Origin of the sequence: Pseudomonas umsongensis (assembly GCF_012647205.1) — a bacterium.
GTDB lineage: Bacteria > Pseudomonadota > Gammaproteobacteria > Pseudomonadales > Pseudomonadaceae > Aquipseudomonas > Aquipseudomonas umsongensis.
On the sequence record NZ_CP051487.1, the window covers coordinates 1,598,899 to 1,621,245 of the forward strand.

The window sequence follows — 22,347 nt, forward strand, 5'->3', positions numbered from 1 at the left end:
AAGTCCTCTCAAGCGGTTCTAAGCGCGCCTGCCAGTTGTACTGGCAAGGCATCGACGGCGGCGCGGCAGGCGCGGCGGTCGCTGTTCAAAGGGATGTCGTAAGTGATGCGTGCGCCATAGGCGCCGGGGGCGTGCGGGTCGACGCGGACCTTGTCGAACACCAGCAAGCGGGTGCCGAGGCTGAAACCTTCGGACAGGTCATGGGTGACCATGAAGACCGTCAATTGGGTCTCGCGCCACAGCTCCAGCAGCAAGGCGTGCATGTCCTTGCGGATGCCCGGATCCAGCGCGCCGAAAGGTTCGTCCAGCAGCAGCACCCGCGGTTTCATGATCAGCGCCTGGGCGATGGCGAGGCGTTGCTGCATGCCGCCGGACAGTTGCGCCGGGTACTTGGCCAGGGAATGACCGAGGCCGACTTTGTGCAGCAGCACCGAAGCCTGTTCGCGGGCAGCTTTTTTGGCACTGCCGAACAACCTGCCCAACAGCGCTGAACGCGGCAGTTCCAGGCCAAGGGCGACGTTGTCCAGCACGCTCAAGTGCGGGAACACCGAGTAGCGCTGGAACACTACGCCACGGCTGGCGTCCGGTTCGCCCGCCAGTGGTTGACCGTCGAGGAGAATCTCCCCGCGACTGGCTTTTTCCTGACCGAGCAACAACCGCAGGAAGGTCGATTTACCGCAACCGGAAGCGCCCACCAGGGTGCAGAACTCACCCTCGTTGACGCTCAGGTTCAGGCCTTCGAGCACCACCTGGCCGGCGTATTGCTGCCAGACATTTTTCACTGTGATGAAACTCATGCCCGCGCTCCTTCATACCAAGGGAATGCACGCAAGGTCAGGCGTTTGAGCCCCCAATCCATCAGCCAGGCGAGCAGGGTGATCCACACCACGTACGGCAAAATCACGTCCATCGCCAGGTAGCGGCGCACCAGGAATATCCGGTAGCCGAGACCGTCAGTGGAGGCGATGGCTTCGGCGGCAATCAGGAACAGCCACGCCGAACCCAGCATCAGGCGCAGCGAGATCAGCAGGCGCGGCAGCAACTGCGGCAAGACCACCCGCAACATCAGGGTCCAGGTCGATGCCCCGAGGGTCTGGGCCTTGATCAGCAGCTCAACGGGGATTTCCCGGGCGCGCTGTTCGAGGTCGCGGGCCAGGGCCGGGGTGATGCCGATCACGATCAGCATCACTTTCGACAATTCCCCCAGGCCGAAGACAATAAACAGGATCGGCAGGATCGCCAGCGGCGGCACCATCGAAAGCACGGTCAGCAACGGCGACAACGGCGCGCCAAACAATGGCAGGGTGCCCGCAGCGATGCCCAGGCACAGCCCGGCCAGCGCACTGATGCCCAGGCCGATGGCCAGGCGTCGCAGGCTCGCGGCGCTGTCCTGCCACAGCAGGTATTCGCCGGTGCGGCTGTCGGCAACGAAGGCCAGGCGCTTGACCGCGTCGCTCATTTGCACGGCGCTGGGCAGCAGTTTGTCGTTGGGGTTGTCCGCCAGGCGCTCGGCCGAGCCCATGAAGTAGGCGAACAGCACGAGGGCGAACGGCAGGATCACCAGCAGCAGGCGACTCGGGCGATCCGGGTGGCGATTGATCAGGCGCATGGCCAAGTCCTCTGGTTACAACTTGGCGTCGGCAGCCATCTGCACGTAGCTGGGGTCGAAACGCAGCTTGAGGTTGCCCTTGTCGCCGCTGGTCACCCCGTTGGCGAAGGCCATGCCGACTGCGCTGGTGTCTTTGGCACCTTCACCCAGCAAGCCGTGCTGGAAGGAGAATTCCGCGACCTTGCGCATGGTTTCCGGCAGTTGCTTGCTGGTGCTGAACGCCAGGGCTTCTTGAGGAGTGGCGAACAATTTGGTGGTGTCCAGTTGCGCCTGGAAACCGGCCAGGTCGGTGCCCGAGGCCTTGGCCATGTGCTCCAGTGCAGCCTTGCCCGCGGCGTTCTTCGCGTTCATCAACTCGACCACTTCGAACCAGGCGCCAGTCAGCGCCTTGCCCAGGGCGGGGTTGTCCTTGAGGGTCTGGGAGTTGACCACCATCATGTCCATGATCTCGCCGGGGATCTGGCTGGAATTGAACACCTCGGTCACCCCAGGCTTGGCCTTGATGTCCGAAAGCATCGGGTTCCAGGTGGTGACGGCGTTGACCTGATCGGTGTTGAAGGCGGCGGCGATATCGGCATCCGAGGTGTTGACCACTTTCAGGTCTTTCTCGGTGAGGTCCACCGAATCCAGGGCCCTGGCCAGCAGGTAGTGCGACACCGAGAGCTCGACCAGGTTGACGTCCGCCCCCTTGAGGTCGGCGACCTTCTTGCCTTCGCCCTTGAGCACGATGCCGTCGTTGCCGTTGGAGAAGTCGCTGACGATCAGCGCGGTGCTGTCGACGCCGCCAGCGGCCGGGATGGTCAGCGCATCCATGTTGGTCATGGTGCAGCCATCGAACTGGCCGGCGGTGTACTGGTTGATCGATTCGACGTAGTCGTTAAGCTGCACCACATCGATCTGGATGCCGTATTTCTTCGCCCACTTGTCGACGATGCCTTGGCTACCGGCGTATTCCCAAGGCATCCAGCCGGCGTAGATCGTCCAGCAGACGCTGAAGTGGTCTTTTGGGGCGGCGTGGGACGAGACGCTCACGAGGGCTGCGAAGGCAGCGGCGAAGAGGGCGGGTAAACGATGCTGGGACATGGTGGTTCTCCAGTTGATCAAGGGCGGACAGGAAGGCAGCAGCACCGCGAACGGTGGCTTGTCTCCCGGGCTTTTGTCCCGCCGTGTAACCTCAACTGGAGGTCGCCAACTCTCGGACCAGTCACTCGCGCTTGCGAGCCGGAACCCTAGTCAGCCATTGCAAATTGTGGTGCCGCGAACCTGTGATGACTCCTGCACGTCTTTGCTAAAGCGAGAGACGTGCCAAGTCGAGCGGAGTGCTCTGGCACGCGGGATTGGTCGATTGGTGATGTAGGAAGACAGTGTGCGTTTGCCTTGCAATGGTGCGCGACTGCACCGCAATGGGACGTGCCGGCCGCTGATCCGAAGGTTGCCGGGGCGCTGCACTTGGTCGGGGATAATGAGTCAAAACAGGTGTCAGCCGGCCTGTACCGGCTGTGGGTCTTTCAGGAGGCCGCCATGTTTCGTCAATTGTTGCTCGGCTGCGTACTCGGCTTGGGCCTTGCCGGTTGTTATTACTATTCCGGTGGTTACGACGTCGCGTATCCCGCACCTTATTACTATCCCGGTTATTCACCTTATTACTACCACGGCGGCCCGCGCTTTTATGGCGGCTATCGCTATTACTACTGGGGTGGTCACGCGCCACGTTATTACGGCGGTGGATATCGTCACGGCCACCACTAATCAGCGTGTGAATGGATGAAAAACCTTTCATCGGCGAGATGTATCAAGGTGTTGCGGGAGCGCACGGGATCTTCAATTCGATGTCTGATCTATCGACAGTCGCAGAAACTTTGACTGTCGCCTGCCAGCGTCGCTGGTGTGGCTCACTCGCGGTCCAGGAGGCCGCCAATGTATCGACGAATTCTTCTGATTGCCGTGTTGGGTTTGTCACTGGGTGGATGCGTAGCTTATTCCGATGGAGGCGGTTACTACGGTTCAGAGGTCTACTCATCGCCGGCGCCCTATTACGCTGGCGGCAACTCCTACTACTCCAATGGCGGCGGTTACTACACGCCACCGCGCCGGTACTACGCGCCGCCTGCCCGGTATTACCAACCAACGCCGCGCTATTACCACCAGCCGCGGGTTTATCAACCGGCGCCGCGCTATTACCAGCCGGCTCCCCGTTACTATCAGTCCCGGCCAGACTACAGGGCGCACCAGAACCAGGGTTGGGACGGTCGCAACCGGGGTGGCTGGGACAATGATCATCGTCGCGGACGAAACGACAATCATGATCGTCGAGGTGACCGCAATGGGCGCGGCGATCACGACGGCCGGGGTAATCACCGTTAATCACGCATGACCAAGCGGCGCATCAAGCGCCGCTTTTTATGGGTGCGCGAGACATGGCGCGTTGCGCGAAACGCAACCAACTTGGCTGTGGTGACCACTCTGGTGACTTGAAGGTGAAAGTCCTCTACACACCCAGCAAGGGGAAGTGTTAGCCAGAGCCAAGCGGGGCGCGGGTGACTGCGAATCTGAAAGAAAGTCCGAGGCAAAATGCTGGCCTGCAAACCGGTGCGGATAGAGGCGGCGCAGCGGGGTAAGGTGGCCATGATTACTAAAGCCCAGTACTTACCGCGGAACGCTGCGATGTAGAGCCGAACAGGTATAAGCAGGAAGAGGTGTCCACGCCCAGCGCGATGTAACTTGAACCGCTCAGCTCAGCTCCTCCACTGCTTCAGCAACCAAGGACACTTGCAGCGCCACCTCAAGATCTCCCTCCAGCCTTAACACCTTGCCTCTGCGCTGGCCCAGCCAGGCTTCATGTGACGCACGGGACCGTCCTGGCCGGCCACCCTGCTCGTATTGAGCTGCCCAATCAATAAAAGCCAGATCAATATCCGTATATAAACGCCGCTCACGCTCGATCAACCGCTGCAAACGTATCGATGTATCCAGCACCCTGAACACAATAAGGTCGAAAGCGTTTTCCAACGCGTCTCCCCAATTGACAATCGAACCGGCGACAACAACATTCTGCTCACGATTCAGGGCATCGAGGATATTCCACAAACGCGTCGCTTCATCTACCTTTCGTGTAAAGGGAGGCGCCTTGTCCAACCATTGAAAGTCATCTGTTTCAAGATGACGCCACAATAGTTGTTCAGCCAACGCGGCTGCCAACGTCGACGTGCCGGAACCCGGCCCTCCCATGATCAATACTCGAAGGGGCCTTATTGTAAATGCCGAAGCTGTAGTGTTCATTTTTCAATTATCACACATGGGTGCGTCACAAACTTCGCTGTGTCATCTGGCGTCAATGGAAGCAGCCCTCAACGAGGGCGCGTAACCTGAGCTGGGGCTCGACGAAGAACACGTCTGTACATCCGCGTTCAATGGTCGAGGTCAATGGCGAAACTCCGGAGCGCCGCATATGAATCAGGCTCTGCAGAAGAAGCTGTGGGGTCGACTGGGACTGCTCTCGATACTGGACACGATAATCCGGCTAAGCCGTGTAGCCTGAGCCGCCGTATACGGAACCGTACGTTCGGTTGGTGGGAGAGGACGGCGGATGTAAATCCGCCACCAACAATCCGGCTTTCAGTAATCCGACAAATCCGCCAACGGATGACGGCCTTCCCAAACCTTGTGGAAATGCGCCTCTACCACCGCCTCCGGCACGTTGTTGACGTCCGGCCAATGCCAGCGAGGTTTCTGATCCTTGTCGATCAATCGCGCACGCACGCCCTCGCTGAATTCCGGATGGCGACAGCAGTTGAGGCTCAGGGTGTATTCCATCTCAAAGACCTGCGCCAGAGACATATGCCGGGCACGTTTGATCTGCTCCCACACCAGATGCGCGGTCAGCGGCGAGCCTTCGATCAGGTTGCGCGCGGCGCGGTTGAGCAGCATGTCGGTGTGATCGAGCAGCGTGACAATGGCTTTCCAGGCACAACGCACATCACTGACGTCCAGCAATTCATCGATCTGTTGGCGGCGCGGCAACCACTGGGCCTCGGGCATTTGCGCAACGGCTTTCTGCTGCAAAGCCTTGAGCAGGCTGTTGAGCTGCATCGGCGTCTGTTCCTGCCAATTCAATTGCAGCAGGCCTTCGATCAGTTCCTGCTGCTGCTCGTCGAGCAGGAAACGGTCGGCCAGGTCCAGATCGATCGCGTCGCGACCGTTCATGTGGGCGCCGGTCAGGCCGAGGAACAAGCCGAGCTTGCCCGGCAGGCGAGACAGGAACCAACTGGCGCCCACGTCCGGATACAGGCCGATACTGATCTCCGGCATCGCCAGTCGACTGCTCGGCGTGACAATACGAATGCTTGCCCCCTGCAACAGGCCCATGCCACCCCCGAGCACATAGCCGTGACCCCAGCAGATCAACGGTTTGGGATAAGTGTGCAGGCTGAAGTCCAGGCGATATTCGGAGTTGAAGAAGTGCGCGGCCAGCGTCGGCACTTCACCCGGATGGGCCCGGCAGGCCTCGACCAGGCTGCGCACTTCACCGCCGGCGCAGAAGGCCTTGATGCCGTTGCCGCGCAGCAGGACGCAAACGATTTGCGGTTCCTTCGCCCAGGCGTCCAACTTGTCGCGCATGGCATTGATCATCGGCAGGGACAGGGCATTCAACGATTTTTCGGCATCCAGCGTGGCAATGCCAATGCGGGCGCCGTCAGTGCCGGTGAGTTCTTCGAAGTGCAGATTCATCGTGACCTCGCTCGGGAATTTGAGGGTTAAGTATGATCGCTGTGTGGGAAAGTGCCGGATTGGTGTCAGATCAATTGACAAGCGTGATGGGCTTTCCTAGGGTGCGCCCCATTGCTTTTGCCGGATATAACCATGACTGCTGACGACCGTATCAAACTCGAACCGAGCTGGAAGGAGGCACTGCGTGCCGAATTCGACCAACCCTACATGGCAGAGTTGCGAAAATTCCTCCAGGACGAGCGCGCGGCGGGCAAGGAAATCTATCCGCCGGGCCCGATGATCTTCAACGCGCTCAATTCCACGCCGCTGGACAAGGTCAAGGTGGTCATTCTTGGCCAGGACCCCTATCACGGCCCCGGCCAGGCCCATGGCCTGTGCTTTTCGGTGCAGCCGGGCGTCCCGGCGCCGCCGTCGCTGGTCAATATCTATAAAGAGTTGAAGCGCGACCTGAACATCGACATCCCCAATCACGGCTATCTGCAAAGCTGGGCCGAGCAGGGCGTGTTGATGCTCAATACCACCATGACCGTGGAGCGTGCCAACGCCAATGCGCACAAGGACAAGGGCTGGCAGTTTTTCACCGACCGGATCATTGAAGTGGTCAGCCAGCAGCAGCCGCATCTGGTGTTCATGCTGTGGGGCGCCCATGCCCAGAGCAAACAGAAGTTGATCGATGCCACCAAGCACCTGGTGCTGACCTCGGTGCACCCGTCACCGCTGTCGGCCTATCGTGGCTTCCTCGGGTGCGGGCACTTCAGCCGGACCAACAAGTTTTTGGAGCAGAATGGCGAGACGCCGATCGAGTGGCGGTTGCCGCCGGTCGTCCAATGATCGTTCCCACGCTCTGCGTGGGAATGCAGCCCGGGACGCTCTGCGTCCCATTCAGAGCCGAACGCGGAGCGTCCGTTGAGGCATTCCCACGCAGAGCGTGGGAACGATCAATTACTCAGGGTTGCGGTTCCAATACCTGAACAACGGCTCCGCCAGAAACAACACAAACAGCAACCGCATCACCTGCATCGCCGTCACCAGCGGCACCGACAGTTGCAAGGTTTCGGCCGTCAGGCTCATCTCGGCAATGCCGCCGGGCATCATGCCCAGGGTCAGCGAGCGCAAATCCAGGTGGGTCAGCGCACTCAGTCCCAGTGCAGCCGCTGTGGCGATCAGCATGGTCAGCAGCGTGCCGATCAACGTCCTACCCATGAACGACGGCGCACGACGGAAAAACTGCCGATTGAAATGACAGCCCAGGCCGCTGCCAATCAGCCATTGGCCGATCTGGCTGCCGCCGTTAGGCAAGCCGATATGCAGGTCCCAGCCAACGCTGACCGCTGCGCTGACCAGCAAGGGCCCGAACAGCCAGGGGTTGGGTTGCCGCAGGCGTTCCCAGATCCAGGCCGCCAGCGCTCCCGCCGGAAACAATAGCGCCAGCCAGCGCCAATCGATGCTGCCGGCGTGGGACATCGGTGCGCCGTCCCCCAGCAGGTATTTGAACGCTGCCGGAACGCAAAGCACCACCACAAGCACCCGCAAACTCTGGCCCGCCGCCACCCGGCTGAGCACCGCGCCATTGCGTGCGCCGAGGTTGACCATCTCCCCGGAACCGCCGGGCATGCTGGAAAAAAATGCAGTGGCGCGATCTTCACCGGTGCGACGCATCAGCCAGACACCGACCACCGCCGAGAGGCTGGTGACCAGCGCACCGAAGAAGATCAGCCCGAAATGACTCAGCACCTGCTCCATCACCACCGGGGTGAAGTGCAGGCCGATACCGATGCCGACGATCCACTGGCCGCACTTGCGGCCGCCAGGGATCTCCGCCAGTTGCCAGGGTGTCAGGCAGCGCACCAGGATGATTGCCAGCAACGAGCCGACCATCCACGGTAGCGGCCAGCCGACCTGGCTGGCGAGGAAACCGCCCAGCAGGCCGACCAGCGGTGTACCCCACCAGGCTTTGAACGGTGTTCGATCAGACATCGGCGATGGCGCGTTGCGCAGCCGAACGCTTACGCCAGATCCGCAGGATCGGCACCAGCAGCATGACCACGATCAACCCCCAGACACCGACGGTGATCCCGCTCGACCAGAGGATATCCAGCGAACCGTTGGAGATCGAAAGGGCCCGACGCAGGTTCTGTTCCATCAAGCCACCAAGGATGAAGCCCAGCAGCACCGGCGACAACGGGAAGTCCAGCTTGCGCAGGATGTAGCCGAAGATGCCGATACCGATCATCAGGAACAGATCGAACGTGGTGGCATGCACGGCGTAGACGCCGATGGCGGTGATGATCGCGATCATCGGTACCAGTGCCCAGTTCGGCACGGCGAGGATCTTGGTGAAGATGCGGATCATCGGGATGTTGAGGATCACCAGCATGATGTTGGCGATGAACAACGACGCGATCAGGCCCCAGACGATGTCCGGTTGCTGTTGGAACAGCAGCGGGCCCGGGGTGATGTTGTACAGCGACAGCGCGCCGATCATCACCGCCGTGGTGCCAGAACCTGGAACGCCAAGGGTCAGCATCGGCACCAGTGCGCCGCAGGCTTCGGCACCGATGGCGGTTTCCGGGGCCGCCAGGCCGCGTTTGTCGCCCTGGCCGAATTTACCGTTCGGGCCGGCAATGCGTTTTTCGGTCATGTAGGCCACGGCACTGGCCAGCGTCGCACCGGCTCCCGGCAGCACGCCCATGATGAAGCCGAGCACGCCGCAACGCATGTTCACCCAGAACACCGAAGCGGCTTCCTTGAAGTTGAACAGCATGCGCCCGGTGGCCTGGAAGGCTTCCTGGCCGCGGTGAGTTTTTTCCAGCAGCAACAGGATTTCGCTGATGGAGAACAGGCCCAGCACCAGCACCACGAATTGAATGCCGTCGGTGAGGTGGATGTTGTCGCCGGTGAAACGGTACACGCCACTGTTGGCATCGATGCCGACGGTCGACAGGAACAGCCCGATCAGCGCAGCGATAAAAGTCTTCAGCGGACGATCGCCGGCCATGCCGCCGAGACAGACGATCGCAAACACCATCAGCACGAAGTACTCCGCCGGGCCGAAGGCAATCGCCCATTTCGCCAGCATCGGTGCGAACACCACCATCCCGCAGGTGGCAATGAAGGCGCCGATGAACGAACTCCACGCCGACAGCGACAGGGCAACACCGGCCAGGCCCTGACGGGCCATCGGGTAGCCGTCGAGGGTGGTCATCACGGTGGACGCTTCGCCCGGAATGTTCAGCAGGATCGAACTGATCCGGCCGCCGTATTCGCAACCCAGGTACACCGCGGCCAGCAGGATCAGCGCCGATTCCGGCGGCAAGCCCAGCGCGAAGGCGATCGGGATCAGCAACGCCACGCCGTTGATCGGACCCAGCCCCGGCAGCAGGCCGACGACGGTGCCGATCAATGTACCGCTGAGTGCGGTCACCAGATTGTAAGGGGTCAGTGCGACGCCGAAGCCGTGACTCAAGTAACCAAGCGTATCCATATCAGTTCTCCAGAACGTCGAGCATGCCCAGAGGCAGTGGCACGTCCATGACTTTGTCGAACAGCAGGTACAGGCCGACGCTCATCAGGCTGATGATCACCGCCCCCGGCAACCAGCGCCCGCCGTACAGGCGCGCCATGGGAATGCCGACCAGCATGCTGCTGAGAATAAAGCCCAGGGGTTCGAACAGCCCGGCAAAGACCAGCAGCAACAGCACGCAAACACCGATCTTGGTCAGGGTTTCGCGGTCCATCGGTGGGTCTTCATCGGTGTGCTTGATGGCCGAGGGGCGATACACCATGTACACCAGCGCCAGGCCCATCAGCCCCAGCATCAGCAGGGGGAAGGCGCGCGGGCCGATCGGTTCGTAGGAAAAAGGTGCCTGGTAGGGCCAGGCCATCGCCACGAGGCTCAGGCAAGCCAGCAACAGCACCGAAGCAAAAATGCGTTGTAAGAGCATGGGGAACTCCTGGGTCACGGCGGCGCTTGCCCGCCGTGACCGCTAGACAGAGACAATCACTGGATCAGGCCGAACTCTTTGGCCAGCACTTTGTAGTCCGCTACCTGCTTCTTCACGTAGGTGTCCAATTCCGGACCGGTCATGGCGAACGGGAACAGTTCACGCTGATCGCGCAGCTTGGCGAACTCGGGTGAGGCCAGCAGTTTGTCGAAGGAGTCCTTCCACCAGGCGTAGTCTTCATCGCTGACTTTTGGCCCCAGGTAGAAACCGCGAACCACTGGCCAGACGATGTCGTAGCCTTGTTCCTTGGCGGTCGGGATGTCTTTCATTTCCGGCTCGTCCAGGCGTTTCTCGGAGAACACCGCGAGCAGACGCATGTCGCCGCTCTGGATGTGCGGCATGGAGTCGGAGATGTCGGTGCTGCCGACCTGGATGTGGCCGCCGAGCAAGGCAGTGGCGATTTCACCGCCGCCTTCGAGCGCCACGTAACGCAGGTCGCGCGGGTTGATCCCGGCGGCCTTGGCGATCAGGGCGGTCTGCATCCAGTCCTGGCTGCCGACGGTGCCGCCGGAACCGATCACCACTTTGCTCGGATCTTTCTTCAGCGCCTGGACCAGATCGTCCAGGGTCTTGTAGGGCGAATCGCTCTTCACGGCGATGGCGCCGTAGCTGGTGCCAACGGCGGCCAGCCAGCGCACGTTGGTTTCATCGAAGCGACCAAACTTGCCCTGGGCCAGGTTGAGCAGCGAACCACTGGACCAGGCCACCAACGTGCCGGCATCCGCCGGGCGCTGGGCGACTACCGCGTTATAAGCCACCGCGCCGACACCGCCGGGCATGTAGGTCACGCGCATCGGCTTGGTCAGCAACTTTTCGTTGACCAGCGCGCTTTGCGCCAGTTTGCAGGTCAGGTCGAAACCGCCGCCGGGCGAGGCCGGTGCGATGCATTCCGGGCGTTTGGGCTCGGCCATCAGTGGGCCGGCGAACAGCATGACGCTGGCGGCGAGGGCGAAACGGCGCAGTGATCGATTCATTGTTGTCTCCACAGGAGTTGTTGTTTTTTGGGATGTTTCAGATGCAGCGGTTTCGCTTCGCGCAGCCGTTGACGGCGCCGGCAAGCGTATACGAGGGGGTGCGAGAAAAGGGGCGGGACGGACAAATGTGGAGCCGGGTGGACAGCATGGCGACGTACCTCGTTATTGTTCTTATTGGCGAAAACGCATCGAGGCGTTTTTCGGGAGCTACATTTCAAAGCACGATCGATGGCTGCGAGATAAACCATCCGTAGATCGACTCTAACGGTCCAACCTTTCGCTAACCTTTCATCGGGCTTTCACGGTTTTTCAGGCTTCACAGCGGCGGATGCCGCTGTAAACTCCGCGCCAAAGAATGGCGTCGACCATCCCTGAACGAGGTAATGATCCATGCGTGTCCTGCTCGTCGAAGACCATCTGCAGCTCGCTGAAAGTGTCGCTCAGGCGCTCAAGAGCACCGGCTTGACCGTGGATGTGCTGCACGACGGCGTGGCGGCCGACCTGGCGCTGGGTAGCGAGGAATACGCCATGGCGATTCTCGACGTCGGCCTGCCGCGCATGGACGGTTTCGAAGTGCTGGCGCGCTTGCGTGCCCGGGGCAAGAATCTACCGGTGTTGATGCTGACCGCCCGCAGCGACGTCAAGGACCGGGTCCATGGCCTGAACCTGGGGGCGGACGACTACCTGGCCAAGCCTTTCGAACTCACCGAGCTTGAAGCCCGGGTCAAGGCTTTGTTGCGCCGCAGTGTGTTGGGTGGCGAGCGCCTGCAGCGCTGCGGTGTGCTGGCCTACGACCTGGAGACCCGGCGCTTCACCCTTGGTGAGGAACTGCTGACCCTGACCTCCCGCGAGCAAGCGGTACTCGAAGCCCTGATCGCCCGTCCTGGCCGGGTGATGAGCAAGGAGCAACTGGCTTCACAGGTCTTCGGCCTGGACGAAGAGGCCAGTCCGGACGCCATCGAAATCTACGTTCACCGCTTGCGCAAGAAACTCGACGGCCACCCGGTGGCGATCGTAACGTTCCGCGGTCTCGGTTATTTGCTGGAAAGCCGTGATGCATAAGGCCAGCAGCCTGCGTTGGCGGTTGCTGTGGAACCTGGCTTTGCTGCTGGTGGTATTGATGCTGGCCAGCGGCTTGAGCGCTTACTGGAACGGTCGCGAAGCGGCCGACACGGCCTATGACCGCACGTTGCTGGCCTCGGCGCGGACCATCGCCGCCGGCCTGTCCGAACGTGATGGCAGCCTCAGTCTGGACGTGCCTTACGTGGCCCTCGATACGTTCGCCTACGACAGCGCGGGGCGGATTTTCTACCTGGTCAACGATATCAACCAGAAGCTGATCTCCGGTTATGAAAACCTGCCGCCACCCCCTCCCGGTACACCGCGCACCGACAACTACCCGGCGCTCGCGCGTTTTTACAACGCGACTTATCGGGGACAGAACGTGCGCGTGGTCAGTTTGCTCAAGCCGGTCAGCGAGCCGAACATGAACGGCATGGCGGAAATCCGCGTGGCGGAGACCGATGAGGCACGCGTCAGCATGGCCCGCAGCCTGGCCGGCGATACCTTGCTGCGCCTGGGCATGCTGGCGGTCGGGGCACTGATGATCGTGTGGTTTGCGGTCAGTGCGGCGCTGCGCCCGCTGGAGCGTTTGCGCACCGCAGTGGAGGAACGTCAGCCGGATGACCTGCGGCCGCTACCCCTGGTGGAAGTGCAACGCGAGTTGTGGCCACTGGTGCGTGCGCTCAACCATTTCACCGAACGCCTGCGCGGGCAGTTCGAGAAGCAGGCGCAATTCATCGCCGATGCCGCACACGAACTGCGCACGCCGTTGGCAGCGCTCAAGGCCCGGCTGGAATTGGGCTTGCGCTCGAACGAGCCGCAAACCTGGCGCAGCACGCTGGAAACCGCTGCCCAAGGCACTGATCGCCTGACCCACCTGGCCAATCAATTGCTCTCGCTGGCCCGGGTGGAAAACGGCGCCAGGGCGATTGCTGAGGGCGGCGCGCAGTTGCTCGACCTCAGTCAATTGGCCCGTGAGCTGGGCATGGCCATGGCGCCGCTGGCCCATAAACGCGGCGTGGCCCTGGCGCTGGAAGCTGACGAGCCGGTCTGGTTGCGCGGTGAGCCGACCTTGTTGAATGAGCTGTTGAGCAATCTGGTGGACAACGCCCTGGCCCACACGCCACCGGGCGGCAACGTCATTTTGCGGGTCCTGGCGCCGGCGGTGCTGGAGGTCGAGGACGACGGGCCGGGCATTCCCCTTGATGAGCGCGATCGGGTGTTCGAGCGCTTTTACCGGCGCAATCAGCAAGTGGCCGGTTCAGGCTTGGGGTTGGCGATTGTTGGTGAAATTTGCCGGGCGCACCTGGCGCAAATCAGCCTGCATGATGGGGAGAAGGCGGGGTTGAAGGTGCGGGTGAGTTTTATGGCTGGGGAATGATGGTGTCTGGTCTGGCCTCATCGTCGGAACGCCGCCCAGAGCAGGTTCCTACAGGGTTATCCGACACGGTTAACCCGGGATACCAATACAGAAAAGCCCTACACCATCCTCAGAAACGTCCTATTTCCAGCTTCCTTCCATTTCGCCAAAGCTTTCACCCCTCAGGACCCGGGTGAACGCTAAACCCTTCCTGTGTGTTTCCCCCACAGACCAGGAAGGCCTGACATGAGCACACAACCGCGCATCTTCTTCAACCACACCCGTCACAAATTCGCGATCCGCTGGTTCGACGCCGCGTTCGATGTCCTCGCCTTCGAAGGCGAAGAACACCTCAGCCAACCCTTCACGGCGGGCGACCACAAGGTCAAGGCAGCGCATCACGAGTTCAAGGGACCTGACGGGCAGGCCCGGCAAATGCCGCCGCTACCGCAATTGTCCGAACACCCTTTCCAGTCCCTGGAACGTACGGATTTCTCTGGCTGACTCTTTCGCAAACCTGGAGCGACACACCATGGCAAAGCTGCTCGACTGGATTTTTGGACGCCACTACGACTCAAGCACCCCCAGCACCATGCCCCCGGTCTGGCCAACGCGCGACACCCAGCCCATCACCCCAACGGCGGCCTCGAAAACCGACGACTTGCAGCCGCTGAAAAACTGGTGCCACCCGTTCAAGGACACGCGGGACCCGTTGCAGCAACTGACCCTTCTGGCAAACGCCACCTCGGGATACTACCCCTTGGGTGTCAATGGCCTGTGGCACGGTGGCGTGCATTTCGACAGTGGCACCGCAGCGGGCCTGAAGCAGCAATCCAGCGTGCACTGCCTGGCCGACGGCGAAGTGGTGGCTTACCGCATCGATCGGGAATCACCCGAAGACGACCTACTACGACCACAAGATCACCGCCAACAAACCCTTCTCGCGCAACTTTGTACTGGTCCGCCATCGCCTGCAGCCGCCGACGATCCACAACAGCACGGACAAGCCACCGAGCCTGATCTTCTACAGCCTGTACATGCACCTGCAGGATTGGGAGAAGTATGACGAGGATTCGAATCTGGCGCGCCCGGGATTCTGGCCCGAAGTGCACCGGGTCAAGGCGACGGCGAACGATCCGCATCCCGACGATCCCGAACAACGCGGCCTGCACGTTTACTACCGCCCCCGGTCCGGCAAGGTCGCCGACTTCCTGCCCCACGGCGCCGAGGTGGACATCAGCGGCCAGGGCGATTACCGCCGCCTGAAAAACCGCCTGGGCCCGGCCAGCCTGAGCAACGACGACGGTTCGCTGCGCGGTTACCTCGCCTCCCGATATCTGCAGTCGCAGGTGGGTGGCGAACATCGCATCGAAACCAATGGAGACGAACTCAAAGTGCGCCCCGAAGGGAGTCTGCACTACGAGCACATCAGCAAGTTGCCCAAAGGCACCATTGTCACCGTCAGCGGTGAAGGCGAATTTCGCAAACTGGAACGGGTCCCGCAGTACGTACAGTTCGCGGGGCTGCAAAGCGTACTGGAACCGCTGGCGACGGACCGGATCGTGGTCCTCGATACCCCCGTCGCAATCCAGGCCGGCGCGCTTATCGGCCACCTCGGCGATTATCACAGCGAAGGGGCGGAACGACCGGAAAAAAAGCTGCACCTGGAAACGTTCAGCGAACAAGACATGGACGTCTTCATCGTGGCCAGTCGGGCTTGGGCCCAACGCCTGCCGGCGCGCGAGCGAACCTGGCTGAAACTGGCCAAGGGCACCGCCGTAATGACGCATCGCGACGGCGCGAGCGCCACGCGCTGGCCGGTGCCGAGCGAGACCGACCCGGTGAGCGACGCGGGCCTGTTGATCCCGAAAAGCCTGCTTGAGGCCCTGTCAGCCGACGACAAGATTTCCGTGCCTGCTACCCTCGACCGAAAGGCGATCAACTGGTACCGCCTCGAAGGCCTGCTGCACGACGCTGACGGCAAGTTGCTCAACGGCTGGGTGCGCGAAGACGTGGGCGACACGCCGTGGATCAGTCCCTGGGACTGGGATGGCTACGAGGTCTTGCACGACTACGGCCGGCCCATCCACGCCATGGCTTTATTCCTCAGCAACATGCGTCGTTTTAGCGAAGCGCAACTGGAACGCTACCGCCACTTGGCCGACGACGAGGACCAGGGACCGATCAGGAGCCGCTTGTTCGACATCATCGACCCTAACCGCCTCGGCCAGATGAAGTCCGAAGAACTGCAAAAGGCGCTCAGGCTGCCGGCGCAGGCACAAGCGATCGCGCAAATGATCATCCGCAAGGAAAGCGAATGGTTCCACCGTGCACATGTCTGGGATGCGCTGGATGAAATGCTCGGGCATAGCGGCTCGACCCCGCACTTGAACTGGTTGGCGGAGAAGCAGCGGATCAAGGAACTCAGTTGGTGGGAAGAGGTGGCGGAGAAAGTGGGGTTGCCGTCGTGGGGGAAGGCTTATCACGTTCATCCGATTGGGTTGGTGGGGAGTTTTTATGTAGTCCGGCCGAAGAGCGATTTGATAGTACGCCAAGGTCAAGTAACTTTCGACGCCGAAGGAAACGACATACAGAACAGCCCCTATTTCAGCAGGCGGTTGCACTGGCCGGGAGGCGCTTCGGGCGTGACATTGGGGCGCGGTTACGACATGCGGCATAGAACACAAAATGCAGTGCTTTCAGATTTAATTGCTGCAGGAGTTCAAGCTGTTCTTGCAGAAAACTTCTCTCGAGGAGCTGGCCTATCTGGTCAAAATGCTCGTGATTTCGTAAATGCAAATAGAGAACAGTTCGGTGCGATAACACAGGAAGCGCAGCGAATTCTATTCGAAGATGTAGTGTATCCACGATATGAAATTGCAGCTCAACGCCAATATAACTCAGCTGTATTGTCGTCTGCAGCGACATGGGAGCAATTGGATCGCCGAGTCAGAGATGTGGCGGTGGACTTTACTTATCAGCAGGGCAGCATTTGGAATAGGCAAATGCCCCACATCTCTAAAAATAATCGCGAAGATCTAGCTACTTACATTCAGGAAACTCAAGAGCTCATACAGTATGAGCAAGGCCGACACAGGGCACGTTATCTGAGGGCTAAAGAATGAGATTTTATTTTTCTACTATCACATCGATGTTTTTGGTGCTTTTTGGTTTCTGTTCTTGGGCGGAGGAATTGCACAGCAACGAAGACCCGAATGGTGTTGGTGTTGAGAGTTTGTTTGACTCCTCTGGTGAATGGTCTGGTCGCTATTTGAAGAAAAGTGAGCTGTGCACATCACCCGGTAATGGAAGTGGTTGTTCTGAACGATTTAATGACTGTCTCGAAATAAAGCCAGAAGGATCAGGTTATTTAGTCAGGCTTCACAGTACGCAAGCGAATCAACATGTGTGTTTTTTCTCCTTACAGATGGATGCAGTCGATGGGATGCTCGTTCATCAGACTAAGTTTGGAAGTGTTTTTCTAAAGCGTACTGAAAATTTTTTGGAGATTTCGTCGAAAGGAATGGATTCTACGGCGCTAGGTCTAGGGTTGTGTGGGGCCCATGCGGATATTGATGGTTTAAAGTTTGATATTTCAAAAAGAACAAATTCAGTTTTGAAATGTATGTCGCCTAACTGAATATTTTGGGGTGGATGTACTCATTTAATGCTGGAAATACAGAGCGAAGATGATTGGGTGAGAGTTCGTTATTCTGTGGGTCATATTCTTGAAGTGTGGGCGTCGCAAGACTCGATTAAATTCAATAGGGATGACTATTGTGAGGAATAAAAGGCAGCGATTGAACCTGGTTTCTATTGTTTTCTGCTCGTCAGATAGCGCATTAGATTTTTTTACCTCTTTATTAGAGGGAGAAAATTGATCATGCCTGTCCGATTGGATCAAATCCCTTCTCCGGCCCCACGCCCCGCACCACCTCGTATTTGGTTCTGGGTATGTTTACTACCTCTGCTTTTACTGTTGGGCATGGGGGAAACTTTATTGTTCGCCAGTGAACCGCTGAATGCGCAATCCATTGATAGCTGGCAGCGTGCTTTGGGTGTACCGCTCTTCGTTTGGTGTGTGCTGCTGTTCGGGCGGCTGCTGTTGTACTTCGGTCAACAAGGCGCGTCCGATGGCTGGGACGAAGCCCGCGATGAGGATTTTTGCCGAAAAATGCGTCGAGGTCGGCGTTCTCAGCAGGTGTTAAGCGCGAACCTGTTCACTGCCCTGCGAAATCCGGGTGAAGAGGGGGCCACACAACTCGATGCCTTGCTGAGCGGGACGGAGGTACTGACGGCGCAACCGACCCGGCTGGATGAAATCGTTGTGCGTCATAGCCGCTTATCTGGTGAAAAGCATGAAGACCTGGAAAAAGTGCTGCTCAATATCTTCAGTCAGGTTCTGGTCGAGCTGGCGCAAACGCTGGCACAGCTGCCGGATGAAAAGCCGTTGGCACTGTTGCTGGAGGTCGAGAGCGGTCTGCCGCAAAGTCAGTGGCGTCCAGCATGGCACACGGCGTGGAACGCGTCCGGCATCCGACAGTCAGTGGTGCCCGTCGAAGGGCAAGGGTTGTCTGCAGTGGATCAGTGGCTCGACCAGCGCATTGATGATCAGGCGCTACTGCTAGTGGTGGCATTGCAGTTTGCACCGCTACAACCAGAAGGCAAGGCAGAAGCGGCCGTTGGGCTACTACTGGGCAACCGTTTGACACAAACCACTTTACCGCCAATGGCCTACCTTCACCGCCCTGAACAGGGGCGGGCACACACTCCTGATGCACTGCTGTATGCCACTCGCCAAGCGCTGGATTGGGTGCCAATGGATGCCAAGTCGATCGAGCACGCGTGGCGGGCGGGAGTTGATGGGCAACGCAATGCGACAATAAGCACCGTTCTGACTGAAGTGCCGATGCCGGTAAAGTACCCCCAGGGATTGATCGACCTGGACGCATCGTTGGGACACCCAGGCACCGCCTCACCATGGCTGGCAATCGCAGTCGCGACGCAGACCATTCAGCGCGGCGCTGGGCCGCAGTTCATTTTCAGTGGTGACAGCGTCGCCGACGCGGGGCTCTGGAGCACTGTGCTGACGCCCGTCCTACCGCTTTCGACGAAGGAATCTTGAATGCAGATTCAACGCTCTCTGGGGCCGAGTGTACTGGTCGGCCTGTTAGTCCTGACCGGAGTGATCCTTGAGTTCATGGTCTGGTATTTTCCTCAGTGGCTAGGAATGGGTTCTGGCAGTGACCGACAAAACACTTGGTTGTTGGCGATACCAGCGCTCACTTTTATCGCGCTGATAGGCCTGGGAGCCTACCGCCTTTTGTGGTGCCGTCTGGGATACTCGGTGCATCGCGCAGAGGCTGCGGATGATGTGCTCAAGCGAACGCGTTCGGAGAGTCCGAAAGCCCCGAGCACCCATCAAGTTAGCGTGGCTCAGGTGTATCTTAATAAATACTACGGCCCCTTCTGGCGCTTCAAAGTCCGCCTGCTCCTGGTCGTCGGCGAACCCGAGCAGATCGAAGCCATCGCCCCCGGACTGACCACCCGACAGTTCCTGCATGGGCAGGACACCGTGCTGCTCTATGGTGGCCGCGTGCAGGCGCCATTACTGTTCAACCAATGGCAGGGTTTGAGTCGCTGGCGTGCTCTCGATGGCGTGGTCTGGGCCTTGAACAAGCAACAATCCACCGACGCCGCAACGCTGGGCGACAGCGTGCGGCGCCTGCGCGATCTGGCGCGGACGCTGCATTGGCAGTTGCCGCTGCACGTGTGGCAGGTCTGCGACACTAAATGGGACCAGTCCATGCGGCAGACGCAGGCGGTGGGTTGCGCGTTGCCCGCCGACTTCACCGCGGTGGAGTTGGAGAGCCGCCTGAATCAATTGCTCGAGCCCTTGCGTCAGGAGGGTCTGGAGCAGATGCGCGGACAGATACCGCATGACTTTTTGCTGCGCCTGTCCCGTGATTTGCAAGTCGAGGGCATTCCCCGCTGGCGGCAGGCGCTGGCACCGTTGCTCGGTGAGTTTGCCGGGGGCGTGCCGTTGCACGGGCTGTGGTTCAGTCTGCCATTACCGGCGGTGGCGGCGGATCCCCATGACCGCGATCATTTCTGGTCGGTAGCGCCGGTGTGGCACGGCGTGCTCGGCGATCAAAAATCGCGCCCGCGTCGCCTCGGCTGGCCCGCGACCCGCATCGCGCAAACCCTGATGCTCGCCCTGACTCTGGCATGGGGCGCCGGCCTGCTGCTGTCCTTCGCCAGCAACCGCGTACACATCGCCCAGGTGCAAACCTCCCTGGCGACCTTGCAACACTCATCCACCCGTGACGAACAATTCCTCGCCCTCAACGAGCTGATCCGCGAACTCGGCCGCCTGGATTACCGCGCCACCCACGGCACGCCCTGGTACCAGCGCTTCGGCCTGAACAAGAACACAGAACTCCTGCAACTGCTCTGGCCCGCCTACGTCGAGGCCAACCAGCGCCTGTTGCGCGACCCGGCCGTGGCCAGCCTGCAACAACAACTCACTGCCCTGATCAAGTTGCCCGCCGACAGTCCCGAACGCCTCAAGCGCGCGCCCCAGGCCTACGATCAGCTCAAGGCCTACCTGATGCTGGCGCGGCCGGAAAAAGCCGATGCGAGTTTTCTGGTCAAAGTGATGGGCTCGCTCGAACCGAGCGCCGACGGGGTTTCGCCGGGGCTGTGGCACGGCTTGTCGCCGCTGCTCTGGCAGTTCTATGGCGAGCAGTTGGCGGCGCATCCGCAGTGGGGGATGCCGGCCGATCCGCAGTTGGTGGCCCAGGTGCGCCAGCTGCTGCTCGGCCAGTTGGGTCAGCGCAATGCCGAAGCCAGTCTGTACCGCCAGGTGCTCGACGCCTCGGCCAATCATTACCCGGCGTTAAATCTGGCGCAGATGGTTGGCGACACCGAGGCGCGAGCGTTGTTCGTCAGCCCGGCCAGCGTGCCCGGCGTGTTTACCCGCCAGGCCTGGGAGGGCCAGGTGCGCCCGGCCATCGAAGCTGTCGCCGAGGCGCGGCGTGAGGAAATCGACTGGGTGCTCAGCGACCGGCCGGGCGACATCGCCGCCGAGTTGACCCCGGACATGCTGCGCGAACGCCTGACCCGGCGCTACTTCCAGGACTACGCCAGCGCCTGGCTGAAGTTCCTCAACCGCCTGCGCTGGCAGCCGGCCAACAACCTCGGCGAGGTGATCGACCAGCTGACCCTGATGAGCGACGTGCGCCAGTCGCCGCTGATCGCGCTGATGAACACCCTGGCCTACCAGGGCCAGGCCGGCACCCGCAGCCAGGCGTTGGCCGACTCGCTGATCAGCTCGGCGCAGAAGCTGATCGCCCAGGCGCCGGCGCCGTTGATCGAGCAGGCGCAGCAGGGGCCCAAAGGCCCCTTGGACGCCACCTTCGGCCCGCTGCTGGCCCTGCTCGGCAAGCCCCCCGAAAGCCAGAGCGATAGCGAGCGCCTGAGCCTGCAAGCCTTCCTCAACCAGGTCACGCGCACCCGCCTGACCCTGCAGCAGGTGAACCACGCCGCCGACCCGCAGGACATGACCCAGACCCTGGCGCAGACGGTGTTCCAGGGCAAAAGCATCGACCTCACCGACACCCGCGCCTACGGCAGCCAGCTCGCCGCCAGCCTCGGGGCGGAGTGGGGCGGTATCGGCCAGACCCTGTTCGTGCAGCCACTGGAGCAGGCCTGGCAGCGGGTCCTGCAGCCCTCGGCCAGCAGCCTCAACCGCCAGTGGCAACGGGCGATCGTCAGCGAATGGCACGAAGCGTTCACCGGGCGCTACCCCTTCGCGGTCACCGCCAGCGACGCCTCGCTGCCGATGCTCGGGCAGATGATCCGCGCCGACTCCGGGCGCCTTGAGCAATTCCTGCAGCGCGAACTGGGCGGCTTGCTGCGCAAGGAGGGCAGCCGCTGGGTGGCCGACGCCCAGCACAGCCAGGGCCTGCGTTTCAATCCGCAGTTTCTCACGGCGATCAACCAGCTCAGCCACCTGGCCGACGTGCTGTTTACCGACGGCGGCATGGGCCTGAGCTTCGAACTGCAAGGCAAACCGGTGCGCGACGTGGTGCAAACCACCTTCACCCTCAATGGCGAAAAACACGAGTACTTCAACCAGAAGGAAAGCTGGCAGCGCTTCAACTGGCCCGGTCGCAGCCAATACCCCGGCGCGAGCCTGACCTGGACCAGCGTGCAGGCCAACGAACGGCTGTTCGGCGACTACGCGGGCACCTGGGGCCTGATCCGCCTGCTGGAACAAGCCCAGGTCACGCCGCTGGACGACGGCGACAGCCGTTTTCGCGTGGTGCTCAAGGCGCCCGATGGCATTGGCCTGACCTGGTATTTACGCACCGAACTGGGGGCGGGGCCGATGGCGTTGCTGAAGTTGCGTGGCTTTAAGTTGCCGACGCAGATTTTTTTGGGCAAGGGTGAAAAGGCCCAGCTGTGATTCTGCAGAGTAGGCGATAGTTTGTGGGGGCGGGGGCGTGTCAGGTTTCCAGCGTTATCGTTGACGACCATCGTCGGAACGCCGCCCGGAGCATGCTTGCTCCTACAAGGTTATTTGAGAACCCTGTAGGAGCGGGCGGT

General features: G+C 60.7%; 20 protein-coding genes, 1 pseudogene and 1 riboswitch. Of the genes and pseudogenes, 12 read left to right on the top strand and 9 right to left on the bottom strand.

Annotated features, from left to right (window positions below; genetic code table 11):
• Positions 1-8: 8 nt before the first annotated feature.
• The 3 genes from HGP31_RS07210 to HGP31_RS07220 are packed head-to-tail and all read right to left on the bottom strand — an operon-like array spanning position 9 to position 2,692.
• Complete coding sequence (locus tag HGP31_RS07210; RefSeq protein WP_168757372.1) at positions 9-797, bottom strand: ABC transporter ATP-binding protein; 789 nt, start codon at positions 795-797, stop codon at positions 9-11.
• Complete coding sequence (locus tag HGP31_RS07215) at positions 794-1,609, bottom strand: ABC transporter permease (protein WP_020798410.1); 816 nt, start codon at positions 1,607-1,609, stop codon at positions 794-796. The genes HGP31_RS07210 and HGP31_RS07215 overlap by 4 nt, the downstream gene beginning before the upstream one ends.
• A gap of 15 nt (positions 1,610-1,624) precedes the next feature.
• Complete coding sequence (locus HGP31_RS07220) at positions 1,625-2,692, bottom strand: putative urea ABC transporter substrate-binding protein (protein WP_020798411.1); 1,068 nt, start codon at positions 2,690-2,692, stop codon at positions 1,625-1,627.
• Between the two features lie 60 nt (positions 2,693-2,752).
• A riboswitch (guanidine-I (ykkC/yxkD leader) is annotated at positions 2,753-2,853 on the bottom strand.
• 277 nt (positions 2,854-3,130) lie between these two features.
• Between HGP31_RS07220 and HGP31_RS07225 the strand changes: the two genes are divergently transcribed.
• Complete coding sequence (locus HGP31_RS07225; protein WP_168757373.1) at positions 3,131-3,358, top strand: hypothetical protein; 228 nt, start codon at positions 3,131-3,133, stop codon at positions 3,356-3,358.
• 168 nt (positions 3,359-3,526) lie between these two features.
• Positions 3,527-3,973, top strand: coding sequence for a hypothetical protein (locus HGP31_RS07230; RefSeq protein ID WP_168757374.1), 447 nt, complete (start codon positions 3,527-3,529; stop codon positions 3,971-3,973).
• A 366-nt stretch (positions 3,974-4,339) separates the two neighbouring features.
• Here HGP31_RS07230 and HGP31_RS07235 read toward each other — a convergent pair whose 3' ends face one another.
• Positions 4,340-4,888 carry a P-loop NTPase family protein gene (locus HGP31_RS07235; RefSeq protein WP_168757375.1) on the bottom strand — a complete coding sequence of 183 codons (549 nt, stop codon included), beginning with the start codon at positions 4,886-4,888 and terminating at the stop codon, positions 4,340-4,342.
• Between the two features lie 17 nt (positions 4,889-4,905).
• Between HGP31_RS07235 and HGP31_RS30435 the strand changes: the two are divergent.
• A pseudogene (locus HGP31_RS30435) lies at positions 4,906-5,147 on the top strand (group II intron reverse transcriptase/maturase); the annotation flags it as partial.
• A gap of 77 nt (positions 5,148-5,224) precedes the next feature.
• Here HGP31_RS30435 and HGP31_RS07245 read toward each other — a convergent pair.
• The gene (locus tag HGP31_RS07245; protein WP_168757376.1) at positions 5,225-6,337 is read right to left on the bottom strand and encodes an enoyl-CoA hydratase/isomerase family protein; all 1,113 of its coding nucleotides are present in this window, start codon (positions 6,335-6,337) and stop codon (positions 5,225-5,227) included.
• A 132-nt stretch (positions 6,338-6,469) separates the two neighbouring features.
• Here HGP31_RS07245 and ung point away from each other — a divergent pair, with 132 nt between their 5' ends.
• On the top strand, positions 6,470-7,168 hold the full coding sequence (gene ung / locus HGP31_RS07250) for a uracil-DNA glycosylase (RefSeq protein WP_168757377.1): 699 nt from the start codon (positions 6,470-6,472) through the stop codon (positions 7,166-7,168).
• 111 nt (positions 7,169-7,279) lie between these two features.
• Here ung and HGP31_RS07255 read toward each other — a convergent pair whose 3' ends face one another.
• The 4 genes from HGP31_RS07255 to HGP31_RS07270 are packed head-to-tail and all read right to left on the bottom strand — an operon-like array spanning position 7,280 to position 11,315.
• Complete coding sequence (locus HGP31_RS07255; RefSeq protein ID WP_168757378.1) at positions 7,280-8,314, bottom strand: AbrB family transcriptional regulator; 1,035 nt, start codon at positions 8,312-8,314, stop codon at positions 7,280-7,282.
• Positions 8,307-9,821 carry a tripartite tricarboxylate transporter permease gene (locus HGP31_RS07260; RefSeq protein ID WP_168757379.1) on the bottom strand — a complete coding sequence of 505 codons (1,515 nt, stop codon included), beginning with the start codon at positions 9,819-9,821 and terminating at the stop codon, positions 8,307-8,309. Before HGP31_RS07260 ends, HGP31_RS07255 begins: the two co-directional genes overlap by 8 nt.
• Position 9,822: 1 nt before the next feature.
• Positions 9,823-10,281: a tripartite tricarboxylate transporter TctB family protein gene (locus HGP31_RS07265; RefSeq protein ID WP_168757380.1), complete on the bottom strand. Its 459-nt coding sequence runs from the start codon at positions 10,279-10,281 to the stop codon at positions 9,823-9,825.
• Positions 10,282-10,337: 56 nt separating this feature from the next.
• Positions 10,338-11,315 carry a Bug family tripartite tricarboxylate transporter substrate binding protein gene (locus HGP31_RS07270; RefSeq protein WP_110749044.1) on the bottom strand — a complete coding sequence of 326 codons (978 nt, stop codon included), beginning with the start codon at positions 11,313-11,315 and terminating at the stop codon, positions 10,338-10,340.
• Between the two features lie 390 nt (positions 11,316-11,705).
• Between HGP31_RS07270 and HGP31_RS07275 the strand changes: the two genes are divergently transcribed.
• From HGP31_RS07275 to HGP31_RS07305, 8 genes are all read left to right on the top strand, one after another.
• On the top strand, positions 11,706-12,377 hold the full coding sequence (locus HGP31_RS07275; protein ID WP_008055965.1) for a response regulator: 672 nt from the start codon (positions 11,706-11,708) through the stop codon (positions 12,375-12,377).
• Complete coding sequence (locus HGP31_RS07280) at positions 12,370-13,758, top strand: sensor histidine kinase (protein WP_020798421.1); 1,389 nt, start codon at positions 12,370-12,372, stop codon at positions 13,756-13,758. The genes HGP31_RS07275 and HGP31_RS07280 overlap by 8 nt, the downstream gene beginning before the upstream one ends.
• Positions 13,759-13,983: 225 nt before the next feature.
• Positions 13,984-14,241, top strand: a complete 258-nt coding sequence (locus HGP31_RS30370; protein WP_205896192.1) for a hypothetical protein — start codon at positions 13,984-13,986, stop codon at positions 14,239-14,241.
• A 28-nt stretch (positions 14,242-14,269) separates the two neighbouring features.
• A complete protein-coding gene (locus tag HGP31_RS30375; RefSeq protein ID WP_205896193.1) occupies positions 14,270-14,803 on the top strand; it encodes a hypothetical protein in 534 nt (177 codons plus the stop codon).
• Positions 14,775-16,862 (top strand): pesticin C-terminus-like muramidase, encoded by a 2,088-nt coding sequence (locus tag HGP31_RS07290; RefSeq protein ID WP_205896194.1) that lies wholly within the window; start codon positions 14,775-14,777, stop codon positions 16,860-16,862. Before HGP31_RS30375 ends, HGP31_RS07290 begins: the two co-directional genes overlap by 29 nt.
• Complete coding sequence (locus HGP31_RS07295; RefSeq protein ID WP_168757381.1) at positions 16,859-17,377, top strand: hypothetical protein; 519 nt, start codon at positions 16,859-16,861, stop codon at positions 17,375-17,377. Before HGP31_RS07290 ends, HGP31_RS07295 begins: the two co-directional genes overlap by 4 nt.
• A 360-nt stretch (positions 17,378-17,737) precedes the next feature.
• A complete protein-coding gene (locus HGP31_RS07300) occupies positions 17,738-18,862 on the top strand; it encodes a hypothetical protein (RefSeq protein ID WP_050511536.1) in 1,125 nt (374 codons plus the stop codon).
• Positions 18,863-22,207: an ImcF-related family protein gene (locus tag HGP31_RS07305; protein WP_168757383.1), complete on the top strand. Its 3,345-nt coding sequence runs from the start codon at positions 18,863-18,865 to the stop codon at positions 22,205-22,207.
• Positions 22,208-22,347 lie beyond the last annotated feature (140 nt).

Excerpts from the sequence above, each read along its gene's own strand:
- HGP31_RS07260 (WP_168757379.1), bottom strand. The coding sequence starts at position 9,821 with ATGGATACGCTTGGTTACTTGAGTCACGGCTTCGGCGTCGCACTGACC.
- HGP31_RS07230 (WP_168757374.1), top strand. The coding sequence starts at position 3,527 with ATGTATCGACGAATTCTTCTGATTGCCGTGTTGGGTTTGTCACTGGGT.
- HGP31_RS07305 (WP_168757383.1), top strand. The coding sequence starts at position 18,863 with ATGCAGATTCAACGCTCTCTGGGGCCGAGTGTACTGGTCGGCCTGTTA.
- HGP31_RS07275 (WP_008055965.1), top strand. The coding sequence starts at position 11,706 with ATGCGTGTCCTGCTCGTCGAAGACCATCTGCAGCTCGCTGAAAGTGTC.
- HGP31_RS07215 (WP_020798410.1), bottom strand. The coding sequence starts at position 1,609 with ATGCGCCTGATCAATCGCCACCCGGATCGCCCGAGTCGCCTGCTGCTG.
- HGP31_RS07220 (WP_020798411.1), bottom strand. The coding sequence starts at position 2,692 with ATGTCCCAGCATCGTTTACCCGCCCTCTTCGCCGCTGCCTTCGCAGCC.
- HGP31_RS07235 (WP_168757375.1), bottom strand. The coding sequence starts at position 4,888 with ATGAACACTACAGCTTCGGCATTTACAATAAGGCCCCTTCGAGTATTG.
- HGP31_RS07255 (WP_168757378.1), bottom strand. The coding sequence starts at position 8,314 with ATGTCTGATCGAACACCGTTCAAAGCCTGGTGGGGTACACCGCTGGTC.
- HGP31_RS07295 (WP_168757381.1), top strand. The coding sequence starts at position 16,859 with ATGAGATTTTATTTTTCTACTATCACATCGATGTTTTTGGTGCTTTTT.
- ung (WP_168757377.1), top strand. The coding sequence starts at position 6,470 with ATGACTGCTGACGACCGTATCAAACTCGAACCGAGCTGGAAGGAGGCA.
- HGP31_RS07265 (WP_168757380.1), bottom strand. The coding sequence starts at position 10,281 with ATGCTCTTACAACGCATTTTTGCTTCGGTGCTGTTGCTGGCTTGCCTG.
- HGP31_RS07210 (WP_168757372.1), bottom strand. The coding sequence starts at position 797 with ATGAGTTTCATCACAGTGAAAAATGTCTGGCAGCAATACGCCGGCCAG.
- HGP31_RS07280 (WP_020798421.1), top strand. The coding sequence starts at position 12,370 with ATGCATAAGGCCAGCAGCCTGCGTTGGCGGTTGCTGTGGAACCTGGCT.
- HGP31_RS07270 (WP_110749044.1), bottom strand. The coding sequence starts at position 11,315 with ATGAATCGATCACTGCGCCGTTTCGCCCTCGCCGCCAGCGTCATGCTG.
- HGP31_RS07290 (WP_205896194.1), top strand. The coding sequence starts at position 14,775 with ATGCACCTGCAGGATTGGGAGAAGTATGACGAGGATTCGAATCTGGCG.
- HGP31_RS30370 (WP_205896192.1), top strand. The coding sequence starts at position 13,984 with ATGAGCACACAACCGCGCATCTTCTTCAACCACACCCGTCACAAATTC.
- HGP31_RS30375 (WP_205896193.1), top strand. The coding sequence starts at position 14,270 with ATGGCAAAGCTGCTCGACTGGATTTTTGGACGCCACTACGACTCAAGC.
- HGP31_RS07245 (WP_168757376.1), bottom strand. The coding sequence starts at position 6,337 with ATGAATCTGCACTTCGAAGAACTCACCGGCACTGACGGCGCCCGCATT.
- HGP31_RS07225 (WP_168757373.1), top strand. The coding sequence starts at position 3,131 with ATGTTTCGTCAATTGTTGCTCGGCTGCGTACTCGGCTTGGGCCTTGCC.